Here is a 12650-nt window from a genome sequence, read left to right as displayed (position 1 = left end):
GACGATGGCCCACGGCCACAGCCGAAATTACACCACCTTGACGGACGCGACCTGCATTCCACGCGCAGTCGAAGCCATAGGTCAGTTGTGGAAAATCAAATCCTTCGCGCAAGCGATAGACAACGCATGCAACTTTGATGATGCCCGATGGATTACGCCAGTCGGCCAATTTATGTTGAGAATCGTCGTCGTATCTGACGTCGCCCGTCACCGCGATTGCTGCTGTTTCGGATTCCATTTGCCGGTTGATATATTCTGCACACATCCGTGCATGCTGCTTTGTGGGCAACCAGAATATGGCCTTTTCATCCCTATGCATCGCAACGTATAATTGTGCCATCAGCTGATATCGGTGCTGCACTAGCAGCGGGACGTCGGTTGTCCGCAGTCCGCGTCCGAGCGCCCTCCGGACCTCCAGATTCAATTGTTCGAATGTTGCATCCGCAGAGGCACCCTCAATTTCAAGGGTATCCTTTTCGTGCTTGAGTAGCTCTCGCGCGGACAGATTTTCTTGGTTGCGTGTGAGGGTGATGTCCAGGCCGCAATCAACGCGGACAAGTTCTGTTTTGTTTAGAATTCCCTCGTCATACGCTTCTTTGTATCCGTAATACGCCGTATGGCCCTGTCGCGCGCCCATCAGCTTCTCATCAAGTTCCCAAGGCGTGGCTGAAACCCAAAGAATTTTTTTTGCTTTATTGACGATTACTGAGAAACTTTTTTTCACCGATTGGACGTCTAATACGCCCCCCATGTGGCATTCATCTACGACCACAAAGGGGTCGGGCTTGCTGTCATCATCCGTAAACACCCATCGCATTTTGCGCGCATATGCCTGCCATGTTAGAAAGCGCCACTCGATTTCTTGGGAGATTAAACCGGCGTCGACATAGTCCAGAATGTCTTGTTGAGCTTGATTTAGGATGTCAATGCTGTGAACAACATAAGTGACGTGTTCCAATCGGAGCCGTTCCGCCAAAAGCGCGATTATCAGTGTCTTTCCTGTTCCCGTCGCTGCCTCAAGGTAAGCATATTCAGCATGCTGAAATAATTGACATAGTTCATCAACTAGGCTGTTTTGATAGCCGCGTTCTTGAAAGCTCTTTTGGGCTTTCAGTTCGGGCATTGTGTGATTGTCTGGCATCCAATCTGTGTAATGTTCCACCAGATCCGACCTTTTCCTTTCGACTGTGTCGCCGATCGTTTCGGTATCAGTGTTTTGCATGTCCGCTGTCCAGTTCGGCTATGATCTTGCTGAGATGATAAACTTGGGGGTTGGGGTCCTTTGCTTGCCTTTGTTCATGGCCGCCAAGCACCTCTCGGATCCTCAGGACTTCGCCTGTTCTGATTGGGAAATGGCGGGCTTTGTCGCGGAGTGCGATCGCCAGATGTAGGCGAAAATAAGGGTCCTGGGTGTTCAGCAGTTCGTCCAGTTCGTGAAGGGCTGCTATCTCGTCAGCGTTTGTTTCGCACTCATATTCTGGGATACATTCAGTGATCGCCGACCTGGCGCGGCGCCGCGTGAGCTGAAAGTCCACGACAATCGCGAAGCAAAATATCGCGGTCGTTGCACATAATGCGATGATTGAAATGGTAGCATCCAGCTTTGCCGAAGGTTTCGTCAGGAGAAGCAGCACCATATAGAAACTGGCTGCCATCATAGTGAGCAATCCGACTACTGTGAGACCGATCATGACCCGTTTTTGGGCCGTCGCGCTGATCGAGATCTTGCTGATTTTCATGGCCGTTGACTGAATCGCCTTCGCTGTTAGGTTTGCAGGCATGTTCTTCTGCTCCTCTGCTACCCTCAATTCCCGCATCGTTGATAGCGAGCTGGTTTCTCTCGCGCAATGCAATACCATTGCCGGAAACAAATAGGACAAAGTGATGAGTTATGTTATCAAAATGTTGATAGCCTCGTCGAACGACAGCTTTCTGCGACGTTTTCAGACGGCTTGTGCCGCAGCATCGATTTCAGTTTCGATTGCCTCCGACGGTTATGAGGCATTGACCAGGTTGGAGCAGGGCGGGATTGATGTGCTGCTCCTCGATGGCGGATATCCAGGCAGCAAGAATGCCCTGAAAGGCATTTCAGGTGACGAGCTTGCACATATGTGGAGGCAAATTGAGGGCAGGGCCGGTCATCTGATTATTGGTTATGTGTCCCAATTCGATGCTTTCCAAGCCGACCGTGGCGAGATGATTGACGCGAGCAAAGCTGCCATGACCTCGAAGCTAGATGGACTGGCCGCTATTGTCGGATCGGGGGAGCGAGTTGAGCCGCAACCGTCTCGGTTTTTTCTGGATCCTGCAGTGCATGCTTTCAATCGTGGGGTGGATCATCACTTTTGGAGCGATCAAGCGGAGAATGGCGTCATAGCTGAACTCGTTGAGGCTGTAGAGGCCAGTAGACAAGCTGTTTCAAAGGCTGTTGAAAGTGGCGCCGAGGGTCGGGTTAGCCGCTTGGCTGATCATAAGAGATCGATCCCCTAGCCACTATTACTGCGTCAAAACGAAAAAGGGGAGCCGAAGCCCCCCTTTTGTTGTTCGTATTCGGTCAGATTAACCGTTGCTGCCGCCGCTGCGGCCGCCGCCGAAAAAGTAGCTCCAGAAACCCTCAGCTTGCTTTTCGACTTGCTTCGCTTTTTCGAGCGCTTTCATGTCGTTTCTCCAAAAAAATGGCCCCTTCGACCAATGGTGCATTTTAACGGAAAATTAACTACGCTCAAGAAGATTCTGTTAACCTGTTTTCTTAGCTTTTATCGCGGACATCAACTCAGCTAACTCTTTATAATTTAAAGCGTTCGCAATGATCTTGCCTTGAGCGCGGTCGCAACCGCGGTCCTTCAGCGCCAGAAGCACTGCTCGGTCTTCCAGTCCGTCGGCGACGATCTGGATGTTCAATATCTTCGCGATTCGAATTGCTGCGTCAGCAAATATCTGGCTGCTTGTTGAGCCAAGCAGTTCGGCCGAAAAGTTCTTGTCCAGGCAAATTTCGTTCGGTTTGAATCTTTCCAGAAGATCGATGTCGGTGTTCATTATGCCAAACCTGCCAATGCTCACCCTGAACCCATGTTCCTGCACGTTTTGCATGGCCCGGATTGTGGAATTTTCACCGCTGTGCTCATGAACATCGATTAAATTGAATATGAGGCTGTGGGGCCGAAAGTGTTTCGCCTGCATCGATGATTTGAGCCATCTTTCAAATTCATTGCTCGCTATGAATGGCACGGACACTTTTATGCTCATCGAGAAGCCGGGCCAAATCGATGCAATCTGCCCTGCATATTTGCTTGCTTCCTCGCACAGATGGAGACTTGCTTTTGTTAGATGTCCTGACAAGCTCGCCAAGGCGAAAAGCTTGGCGCCTCTAATTTCGCCGTATGCTGGGTGCATCCAGATGAGAGAGACTTCAGCGTCCGACGGGCGGCCGCTTTTCAAAGCCTGTTGTGGTTCAAAAATGACGTTGATGTCGCCCATTGCAACCGCGAGGTCGAACTCAGTACCAAAATGTTTTGTCAGATGCTCGTCGAACGAGTTTGCTGTGGCGATTTTGAATGTTGCAGCCGTATCCCGTGCGATAATCGATGCGTCTAGCGCGCTCTCCATCCGCTGTTCGACGTTTGCATTTATGTTGCGGTCGACTCCGAAGAAGATGTCGATGTCGATTTGCCTACCATCGATTACTATTGGCGCCGAGAACATCCTGCGGATTCCCTCAAGATGTTCCCCGAGTGTGCCCGTTTCGGTAGGCGGCATTTCCCACAGGAATTGCTGATTGTCGTTATGTGTCAGCTGTTTCTCGTCGATGAAGCTCGAAAGCCTTCGACCCACTTCCTTCATAATATGCTTCTGGTCGCTAGCTGCGACAGAGTCCCGCTTTGTCTCGGATCTTTTGATGGTAGCGCCGATGAAAATGGCGTTGGATACGACTTCCTTTACACGGTAGCCCGTCATGTCGGCAAATCCGGTATGCTCGTTCCGTTGGGCTCTCATCAAAGCCGCTTTTTGTCGGCCGATATAGATCCCCATGCTCGCGATGAGCACTATTGCTGGCAGGGGATCATTTCCGATGTGGATTGTTGTCAACCAGCTGCTTGTTATGACGGTCAACGAGGCGCCTGACCAAGAGAGGAGTTTGCTCAATTTCAGGCCGAAGCTTGTCAGCTGGATGCCGCCAAAAAGCATTGCCATTACAAAAAATGGCAACCATCCCCAACTGAACGGATAGCCTTGCTTCAGCGTTTCCGCCCCTAGGACATGAAAGAGCACGCCTGGCTTTTCACCCCATCCCGGCATTGAATGGACATCGTTCTGCGTCATGTCGGTTACGCCGATAACTACTGTTTTGCCCTCGATATCCTTAGCCGGGACACTTCCGGACAGGACATCCTTCGCTGCAAATTGCTTTATCGTGCGAGGGTCAAAGCTATAATCTACTCTGAAATTTTGGCCTTCAGGCACATGGCGTCCCGCTATCGAGGCAGCGAGAGATTGAAGCTTGCCCTTTTCCGTCTCAATAGTTGTCGGAAGGGTCCATACATACCCAAATAGATAGGGGAAATATGCTGTTACGATTGCCGTTCTTCCCACCGCGTCTTCGTGTGAGTAGATGCTGCGCACTGTTCCGTCATTCGCGTCCGTTGCAAGTGCGATGATCTTGGTTTTTGATTGCAGACCTTCGATCGATTGGCGCAGATACTGATCGGCCTTAGCCGTCGTCTTTCCCTGATATCCGATGTCGAGGTAGATGGCTTTCGGTTGATATTGGTCGACCTTCTGGAGCAGCTGTCCTTGCACATCCCTCGGCCATGGCCACCGGCCAATTTCCCGGATTGAGGGAGAGTCGATGCCGACGACAACGATATCGCCCGAGACTGGTTTGGTTCGGATCTGCGATTGTAGTGAGTTGATTAGTAGTGTTACCGGCTCGAATATTCCAATCGCTCCCAGCCCGCCGCAGATCGCCGCCATTATCATAATGGTGCGAGCGATTTTCTTTCTGTTCAGATTAAGCGCCATGATCTGGGCTTAAGATGGTCGTGGTGAAGATTTGGTTAATTCGGAATTAACCGCATTATTTGAGCCTCTTGCTCGGCTGTCGTGCTTGGCCTTAGCCGATGAATCCTGCGATAAATGGTGGGGTAAGCAGAATGAGTCCGCATATCAGGTCCAGTGGCCACTCAAGCACAATTCGTTCTTCTGGTTGTGGCGTGTTCCACCAGTCGAGGCTGAGCTCCCTTAGACCCTTCCATGAGAATGGATAGCGCTTTTCCTGTGGTGCTTCGTAGATCATTTGAGCCTCCGCCCATGTTGCACCGAACGGGTTAGCGACCGATGGTTGAATAAGTCTAAATGACTATTGTATGACAAAATTTTTCTGCACCATCATTTCCCACTGGCGTAGATTTCATGCGATTGGTAAGGCGCTTCGATGCGCTCGAGTGCTGGTTGATCGACGTGGTGATTCTTAATTTAGCGCAGGCCATTAAGGCTCGGCCTAGGCAGCTACAGGAGGCATAATGAGCTCGGTCGACCAGCCTTCCATGACTGAAACTGTTTATCTGGAAACACGGTTCCAGATATTGAGTGGCGCCTACTTACCTGGCAGCATCCTTGACCGGGATGAGTTTGCCGAGGTTTATAGTTGTTCGCCCAGATTGTTGCTCGATGTGTTCAACACCCTGAGGAATGAAGCTTATATCGATATTCCGAAGCGCGGTACTTATGCTGTTCGTTCCTGGGATCGTATCGAGGTTGAAGATTATTATGATCTCTGGGCAAACATCGCTGGCGTCGCTGCCGCGCGTGCTGCCGAACGAGCGGATCATGAAGATCTTGTGGCATTGCAGGGAAATTTCAGTCCAATTGGTGACCTCGATACAGGTGAACCTGATTGTGTAGAGCGTATGCTTCTCGAATATGTTCAATTTTCTGTCGATTTGGTCCGTGTATCCCGCGCCGGCCCGTTAATGTCGATATCAAAAACTGCAATTCCGAATTTTCTATTTCGGCGCGTTTTTTGGAGTTCCAATCACGAAGAATTGTTAGCCGACCGGGAGTCCCTCGATTCGGTTGTGTCAAACTTGCTCGATCGCTCAGCGACGTTTGCCAAGGACACATTGCGCGACATGATAATGCGCAGCTTACCTGCGGTCTGCAAAGATCTTGAGAAGCATGCTTCAGCAGAAAGCAAGGCGGTGGTTGCGAGACCAGCATTGCCGCTCAAACGTGGTGCTGTCATGTTTAATTTGGGCGGGAGGGAGCCCGGTTTGGATGGTGAAATCGTTCCTTATGGGTTTAATCCAAACAGCTAGTCAGACGATGACCATTTGCTCATATTCGTCCCAGCTGAGCGGCTCCCTGAATCCTTTATCAAATGCTGGGCGGGGATCGTTCTGACTTCGGAACACTGGCCGAGTTGGTAATGAGCGGTCGGCATAGTTGACGTCGCCATCGTCCGCCAGGTCGTTGTAGCGGGCATTCTCTGCAGCTAGCACCGGTACAAAACGCTGCCATTGATGAGTAATCAATTCTCTTAATTTCGCGCGGTCGCGCTTCTCGATTGCCGGGATCACCGCAAGAAGATCGGAGTGCATCGACCGGAGCCCTGCGTCGTCGAGAACGGTAAAGATTCGGCGGCGTAATGCCGGCGGTGCACCTGTGAGCATCATTTTGCGGAACGACCGGACCTCAACGGCGAAGTTGATCGTGTGAAAATAGATCCACCACCTTATATGGAATGATTCGAAAATGTCGGGAGTTATTTTTCCGCTCAGGTCGATTTCCATTGAGCGTTTCATGGCGTCGACCGTAATCTGGTCCATGCGGTCGCATGTTTTCATGAGCGCCAGTTCGAGCAAATCTCGACAAGTTGAAAGCAGGTCGGCAAATTCCGTGTCACTCCAGGAAATGATCCGTGCTGTGTCACCGTCTTTCTCATGCAGATAACCGTGATCCGCCAGAGCTTCAATTATGTTGCGCGCGAGATTGAGATCGATGTCGAAAGCGTCTGCAAGCTTGATGGCATCGATCCTCTGCCCTGGCCGGTAGACTGCCGTGAGAATGCGGTGTCGCGTTTCAAGAAATATGCGGTCCCCTTCGGCTCCCAGCGTTCGTTCGCTTGCAAACCATCCCTGGTCTTTCTCAGACACCTTCATGAAACATGCCTTTTCGTTGATCCTTCGGATACGTTCGAGCGGGGTTTAAAATGCAAAAATTAGAGAATTTTCCACGTATTACAAGAGAAAGCTCGATAACCGAAATTACCCTTCGAAATGCCTAAAATATCGGTCATTTTTCTATGACGGCACGCCGCATTTTGGACAGGCCGTTTTCGGGGTGCGACGGATGGAAATTCGGTTGGCAGGCAGTTGTTGCAAATCGTGGGTAAAAGTGCGAACCAAGAATGGCGAAGTAGCCACCAGCATGCACATCTCATTTTTTGGAGATTGTCATGCGTCACCGTTTTCTTGTTGCACTGAGCACCACCGCACTGTTCATTTCGTCCGTTGCAGACGCACGGGATGTGAACATGTTGCGATTTGAGGCGCCCTTATCTGTGCAGAGCGATTCTGCTGTCGATAATTCGGATATTATACTGACGCGCTCGGCGGCGTTGGGGTCAAACCCTTTTGTCGACGCGGCTGATCCTGACTCGGCATTGACGCACAGTATGCGTCTCGCGCTTGAAGAGGTTGGTGGTAACAGCTCAATTTCAAATCCGCTGGATGCGATCGACCTCGATAATCTCCCAACGAAAAATTTGTCGCTTCCTGCTTGGATGACGCGGGCGCAAACTCTTCCGGTAGTTTCATCACCGCTTCCAACAATCGCGGCTGCCGGGTGTGATGGAGCCGTGTATCAACCCACATGGTGGCTGTCCCGGTCAGCGGAAATTCGTCGAGCTTATTATTTTCCGGCGATGGCGGCCATCGCTTGCGAGGTGGGACTGCCCACGCTTCTCTTTGACGCATTGATCGCGCAAGAATCGGGTTATAATCCTGCGGCGATCAGCTCAGCCGGTGCGATGGGCTTGGCGCAGATCATGCCAGGGACCGCGCGTTATCTTGGATTGAACACTCCTTTTGATGCAATTTCAAATATGCGTGCGGGCGCGCGCTATCTCAAGGAACAGCTCAACCGCTTTGGCGGCCGCTCCGATCTGGCATTGGCGGCTTATAATGCTGGACCTGGACGAGTAGAAAAGACCTGGTCGGTTCCCCGTATCCGCGAAACGATGAACTATGTGAATGTGATTACGGTCAATTGGTCGCGACTTGCGAATTTGAATGATGCGGCGTCGCCGGAAGTTGATCGCGGGCAGCTGGCTGCGGCCGTTGTCGATTCATTTCCCTATCGACGCGCGACCTTCCTCAATTTTTCCAGTCGTTGAGGACGTCATTAGGCTCGTTTCCAGACGGGTTTCGGTCTATTTGACCATTGGACCCGGGTCGAATGTACCGATACCGATGTAGTAGATATATGAGACTGCGACAAAGGCGACTGCTGGTAGCCCAGTCAAATACAACACATTGAATCTCAACCATAGTTTTGGTAGAGCTAGCGCCAGCTCCGTTCGTGATCCGGTTTTGATCGTGTAGGCGCCCGTTTTGAGCTCCCATCCCATTCGGATAGCAGAAAGCAGCGAGCACATACCGGCGAGAATTGCGACGGCTGTATAGAGCGATAGCCATGCATGGATCGTTTCTGGTCTCATAATCTCTCTATAACAGAAATTGGTTAATTTTCCGAGAACGGTTTATGCGGCGAGCTGCTCTCGCCGTCCCCAGATGGTTCGCCCCAGTTTTAATTCGCCTCGATGGGCGGCCTTCAACATTCCGTTTGCATAAGCGGAGCTGCTTGTTTTGATTTCACCTGCAGCGAGCCTTTCGGCAATGATCAGAATGGTTACCGATGCGGCCTTTTCGCCGAGCTTGTTGCGCATTCGCTGAAGCATGTCGGTGCTGATCGCGCTATCGCGGGCGACGTGGTGAGCCGCACGGTCAAGGCTTCGGTGGATTTGCAGGTAAGGCGTGACGATCGGGAACAGCTGTTCGATCTCATGATCTTGCAGTTTTGCGGTGGTAAGCCCGAAATCAGGGTCGACTCCTCGATCTTCACTACGTTCTTCCTGACCAGCATCTACTTTCGATTCCTTTTGAACGAGGTTTGAGAGGGAGGGGTTTTTTTGAACACCCTGGGGGGTTGTTTCCGCAATCTGAAATAGCGTCTTATCGCTGATTTCATGCAGGATCGACCTCAGTAACTCGACGTTTCGCCCGGCTTTGGCAGTAGCAACAGCCTGCAGTGTTTCGTCGCAGCTTGCAATGGCTGGATGCGTTTTCGCGTTCTCCCCATGCGCAGCGCGCAGCGATTGCTTAAATCCGGCAATTTTGCCGACGATCGCGGTGTGGAGTCGGCGTGCTTCAAACTCCCTATCGCGCCATTGGCCGATATGGTTCTCCAGTTCGTCAAGCAGGACCATCATCGGCAGCAGGCTGAAGCCATGACCGACTGGTGTGCCGTCACGCTGGCGCCGGATCCACCGGCGGCCGTTGGCATGGCGTTGGTGAAACATTATCAATCCCGCCCGGCGCAATTCTTTGAGAATCTTCTTGGTTCTATCGATGCTGAGGCACAGACGATCGGCGATCGTTGCATTGCTTCCGCCGTAGATCGGACCGGTGTCGAAGTTGGACCAATCGTCTTTGTGTGCGAGCAATTTTACGATAGTCTGGAGCGCGCTCCAATGCGTGCGGCTAATACCTGTGTTGCATCCGCGATGTTCCTGGAGTCGATCAAGAACATTCATGGTGCGCTTGTACATGTCATCAGCTTGGGCTGATGGTTTTCCAGCGGCTTTTTCCTTAATCCAAAGCGCGTAATTCTCCTTATCCGCTTCGGTCTCCAACCTGTCTCCGATCGTGAAACACATGTGTGCTGTTGGGAACAATGCCTTCACATAGGCACCGATTGCTTTGGGCGCAGACATCCATTCGGCTCCTTCGCAGGTCCGTTCTGAAGGCGCACAAAAACATGCCGTTAAAGCATGAAATTGCTTGCAATATGCCGGGAATTCGCTAGGAAGGTTTTGCTCTCGCGGCCTATGGCTGCAACCATCCCACAAATTGCCCTCGTAGCCGGTTTTACCGGTTGCGTTGGCTATGTCTTCAGAACGGTCTCCTCTTCGTTACAGCCAAAGACGGGCTGCGCGTCATCTTGTGCAAGGCATGCGCGGTCGTCCGCGCAATTTCACTTGCCCGTGATACTGTTCGACGCTATGAGAGGATTTCGACCTACCGCTCATAGCGTGCATAAAAGGGCTCCGACGCCAATCGGAGCCCTTTTGCTATTTTGCAGGTTGGATCTGCCCAGGCAACCAGACATCAAGCGTTACGCCATGGACGTAATTCGCCGTCGTTGCCGGTGCCGAGAAATATATTCTCCGCCGCTTAATGCGCTTGGACAACGGCATCACCGACGATGCACTTGTGCGATTCGGGTACGACTCAACCATGCTAAACCATAGCATCGGACCAGTAAAAAACAAACATAAATTGCTGAAAAATTAAGAAAAAGACGCAGAAGAGCCAATAAATTCATGCTCTTTTTCTTCGATCGCCTTTTGGTGATTCAATATTGAATCGACACCATTCTTTGCCGCTTGCGTTATTATTGCAGGCTTGAAGAAACCAGTTATTTTCCCGCGCCGCGCATCGCAAACATCCTGCTGCACGGCAATCAGATTCTGCGCGATGAAATGCGTTTCCGGGCTGTGATAGGCGTCTACGTCGCCAAGCATTGCGACTGTGATATAGGCTTGGTGCGGATCGATGCCGAGAGCCACGAAACATTTGTGCCTTAGCTCATCGTTGAGACGATAGTTGCCGCGTAAGATCCGGTTGAGGTTGGATCTCGAAACTTTGGTTTTTGGTTCCAGCCATCCTATTTTCACCTTTCGTCGATCGAGCTCTTTGAGGATCAGGCGCTTGTAGCCATCTTCTTCTGCGCAGCAGCCATGACTGCATGGCGTTTTCGCTTGCCTTTGGCTCAGATTGAAAAGGTCGCCATCGCTGTGCGCTGCCAATTTTGCGGTGGTGCCACCGTCAAGGCTGTTATTGATGGCTGACATGGAATCCCTCCGCTAGATCCTTTCGTGTAATGGCATTGCATTGCGTGGAATGGCTGTCAAGGCAGATTCTTTTGGCTCAATACAGCTTTTCGTCGATACCTAGCTGGACGAAATAGACGATCGCGGTGCGGTCGTAGACTTCAATTCCGCAGATTTCCGATAGTTTTGCCTGTAAGACCGAGAGTCTCTCGTTGAAACAGGTTTGAAATTGCAGATAAGTGGCGTTGCCCCCTTTGACCGCAACCGCGCTTACAAAATCGAGAAAATGAATGTCGCTAAACTCGTATTTTTCGAGCTTCTCGATGATGTGCTCAATGACCGTTTGGATCGATGCAAATTTTTTGATGCTGTTCGATTTCAAACGGATAGCCTCTGTGAGGATTGCAAAGGCTTCGTCGCTCAGGTGATATTGTCTGTTTACGCGTGTGGGTCTTGCCATTGGTGTTCTCGCTTGATCTTTTGGCGGCTTCTCTAATGCGATTTGCCGCTATCACGCAAATTTTCCGCACTGAATCCTGAATTTCGGTACATCGACGCCGATCCGAAACATTTGTGTGCCGATCCCGCACATAGTTGTAGCCGATCCGGCACAGTGGTGACGCCGATCCGGCACAAGATTGTGTCCGATCTGGCACAGGTGTGGCGCCGATCCGGCACAGTGGTGACGCCGATCCGGCACATTTTGCATGGTTTTCAAAAACTCCTTTTGCCCATCCCGGTGGTCGTTCGCTCTTTTGTTGGGACGAAATCCTTCGTCGCTTCAAACAGAGGAGTCATGAAGACATGACAATCAAGAGCAAATTGGCGGGCTTGGCAAATAAGCTCCCCACCCTTGCCGCCGCTGCCGTTGTTGCCACCGTCGGGGCAACCGCTGCAATGGCCGGTGCCGACGCAACCTTCAATACCGCGCTGACCTCGTTCACCGGCTTTCTCGAAGGTTCGGGCGGCCGGATCATCACCGGGCCGAAGGGTCCGAAGGTGGTCACCGGTGCCATCGGCGGCGCGTACAGCGGGACCGGAGGACCCGGGGGCAAGCTCGGCCTGCCCATCAGTGACGAGTTGTCCACCCGCGACGGCAAGGGCCGCTTCAACAGGTTCGAACACGGCAGGATCACCTGGGATTCGAAGAACGGCACCAAGGTTCTGATGTAGGTTCTCGCGGAAGCCGATGCAGTGGCGCGGGCCGTAGTCTGGGTGCCCGACATCCAAAACCCTAAATCTTCGCTGAGGAATTGCGGTGTTTTGGCTGGTGAAGTCCCACCACGGCCAGATGTGCCGCCGCGCGGTTGTAGCCTTGCCTCTGGCGGGGTGCAAGCGTGTGATGCAGAGGAAGTGACGATGACGACGATGAGGACGATCATCCGGTCGGCGATGCTGGCGACGGGTCTGGCACTGGTGGCCGCGGGAATGACCGCCTGTTCGGATGACTCGACGGCATCGGCGCCACTGACCAGCAACCAGATCACCACCACCTCGATGAAATCGAGTGCGAACGCCGAAAGCACCGCCACCGAGGTCT

General features: G+C 51.9%; 13 protein-coding genes. 5 read left to right on the top strand and 8 right to left on the bottom strand.

Features of this window, described 5'->3' with window-relative positions:
- Both Q0239_RS06035 and Q0239_RS06030 read right to left on the bottom strand, forming a co-directional pair.
- Positions 1-1222: DEAD/DEAH box helicase family protein (locus Q0239_RS06035; protein WP_298599881.1), on the bottom strand; the 1222-nt coding region annotated here is incomplete at its 3' end.
- Entirely contained in the window at positions 1209-1739 is a 531-nt protein-coding gene (locus Q0239_RS06030) for a hypothetical protein (RefSeq protein ID WP_298599878.1), read from the bottom strand. The genes Q0239_RS06035 and Q0239_RS06030, both read right to left, overlap by 14 nt.
- A 145-nt stretch (positions 1740-1884) precedes the next feature.
- Here Q0239_RS06030 and Q0239_RS06025 point away from each other — a divergent pair, with 145 nt between their 5' ends.
- Positions 1885-2490, top strand: coding sequence for a hypothetical protein (locus tag Q0239_RS06025; protein WP_298599876.1), 606 nt, complete (start codon positions 1885-1887; stop codon positions 2488-2490).
- Between the two features lie 246 nt (positions 2491-2736).
- Here the strand turns inward: Q0239_RS06025 and Q0239_RS06020 are convergent, their stop codons facing one another.
- Together Q0239_RS06020 and Q0239_RS06015 are read right to left on the bottom strand one after the other, a co-directional pair.
- The gene (locus Q0239_RS06020) at positions 2737-5019 is read right to left on the bottom strand and encodes an EAL domain-containing protein (protein WP_298599874.1); all 2283 of its coding nucleotides are present in this window, start codon (positions 5017-5019) and stop codon (positions 2737-2739) included.
- 91 nt (positions 5020-5110) lie between these two features.
- A complete protein-coding gene (locus tag Q0239_RS06015) occupies positions 5111-5293 on the bottom strand; it encodes a hypothetical protein (RefSeq protein WP_298599873.1) in 183 nt (60 codons plus the stop codon).
- A gap of 226 nt (positions 5294-5519) precedes the next feature.
- On the opposite strand from Q0239_RS06015, the gene Q0239_RS06010 reads away from it, so the two are divergent.
- The gene (locus Q0239_RS06010) at positions 5520-6314 is read left to right on the top strand and encodes a hypothetical protein (RefSeq protein ID WP_298599872.1); all 795 of its coding nucleotides are present in this window, start codon (positions 5520-5522) and stop codon (positions 6312-6314) included.
- Here Q0239_RS06010 and Q0239_RS06005 read toward each other — a convergent pair whose 3' ends face one another.
- Positions 6315-7157 carry a hypothetical protein gene (locus Q0239_RS06005; protein WP_298599871.1) on the bottom strand — a complete coding sequence of 281 codons (843 nt, stop codon included), beginning with the start codon at positions 7155-7157 and terminating at the stop codon, positions 6315-6317. It abuts the gene before it with no gap.
- A gap of 284 nt (positions 7158-7441) precedes the next feature.
- Between Q0239_RS06005 and Q0239_RS06000 the strand changes: the two genes are divergently transcribed.
- Positions 7442-8392 (top strand): lytic transglycosylase domain-containing protein, encoded by a 951-nt coding sequence (locus tag Q0239_RS06000; protein ID WP_298599868.1) that lies wholly within the window; start codon positions 7442-7444, stop codon positions 8390-8392.
- Positions 8393-8758: 366 nt separating this feature from the next.
- Here Q0239_RS06000 and repC read toward each other — a convergent pair whose 3' ends face one another.
- From repC to Q0239_RS05985, 3 genes are all read right to left on the bottom strand, one after another.
- Positions 8759-9991 carry a replication initiation protein RepC gene (gene repC / locus Q0239_RS05995; RefSeq protein ID WP_298599865.1) on the bottom strand — a complete coding sequence of 411 codons (1233 nt, stop codon included), beginning with the start codon at positions 9989-9991 and terminating at the stop codon, positions 8759-8761.
- Between the two features lie 576 nt (positions 9992-10567).
- Positions 10568-11086 (bottom strand): hypothetical protein, encoded by a 519-nt coding sequence (locus Q0239_RS05990; RefSeq protein ID WP_298599862.1) that lies wholly within the window; start codon positions 11084-11086, stop codon positions 10568-10570.
- Positions 11087-11207: 121 nt separating this feature from the next.
- Complete coding sequence (locus Q0239_RS05985) at positions 11208-11570, bottom strand: hypothetical protein (protein WP_298599860.1); 363 nt, start codon at positions 11568-11570, stop codon at positions 11208-11210.
- Positions 11571-11914: 344 nt separating this feature from the next.
- Here Q0239_RS05985 and Q0239_RS05980 point away from each other — a divergent pair, with 344 nt between their 5' ends.
- The gene (locus Q0239_RS05980) at positions 11915-12283 is read left to right on the top strand and encodes a hypothetical protein (RefSeq protein ID WP_298599858.1); all 369 of its coding nucleotides are present in this window, start codon (positions 11915-11917) and stop codon (positions 12281-12283) included.
- A gap of 186 nt (positions 12284-12469) precedes the next feature.
- A partial coding sequence (locus tag Q0239_RS05975) for a hypothetical protein (protein ID WP_298599855.1) occupies positions 12470-12650 on the top strand: 181 nt, incomplete at its 3' end.

Origin of the sequence: uncultured Sphingorhabdus sp. (assembly GCF_937872355.1) — a bacterium.
In the GTDB taxonomy this organism is placed as follows: Bacteria; Pseudomonadota; Alphaproteobacteria; order Sphingomonadales; family Sphingomonadaceae; genus Sphingorhabdus_B.
The sequence above is the reverse complement of the archived record's forward strand: the minus strand, read 5'-3'. Positions and strand labels throughout refer to the sequence as shown.

What these genes read in the sequence shown, in the direction of transcription:
- Q0239_RS06030 (WP_298599878.1), bottom strand. Translation starts at nt 1,739, where the DNA reads ATGAAAATCAGCAAGATCTCGATCAGCGCGACGGCCCAAAAACGGGTC.
- Q0239_RS06010 (WP_298599872.1), top strand. Translation starts at nt 5,520, where the DNA reads ATGAGCTCGGTCGACCAGCCTTCCATGACTGAAACTGTTTATCTGGAA.
- Q0239_RS05985 (WP_298599860.1), bottom strand. Translation starts at nt 11,570, where the DNA reads ATGGCAAGACCCACACGCGTAAACAGACAATATCACCTGAGCGACGAA.
- Q0239_RS06020 (WP_298599874.1), bottom strand. Translation starts at nt 5,019, where the DNA reads ATGGCGCTTAATCTGAACAGAAAGAAAATCGCTCGCACCATTATGATA.
- Q0239_RS06025 (WP_298599876.1), top strand. Translation starts at nt 1,885, where the DNA reads ATGAGTTATGTTATCAAAATGTTGATAGCCTCGTCGAACGACAGCTTT.
- Q0239_RS06015 (WP_298599873.1), bottom strand. Translation starts at nt 5,293, where the DNA reads ATGATCTACGAAGCACCACAGGAAAAGCGCTATCCATTCTCATGGAAG.
- repC (WP_298599865.1), bottom strand. Translation starts at nt 9,991, where the DNA reads ATGTCTGCGCCCAAAGCAATCGGTGCCTATGTGAAGGCATTGTTCCCA.
- Q0239_RS05980 (WP_298599858.1), top strand. Translation starts at nt 11,915, where the DNA reads ATGACAATCAAGAGCAAATTGGCGGGCTTGGCAAATAAGCTCCCCACC.
- Q0239_RS06005 (WP_298599871.1), bottom strand. Translation starts at nt 7,157, where the DNA reads ATGAAGGTGTCTGAGAAAGACCAGGGATGGTTTGCAAGCGAACGAACG.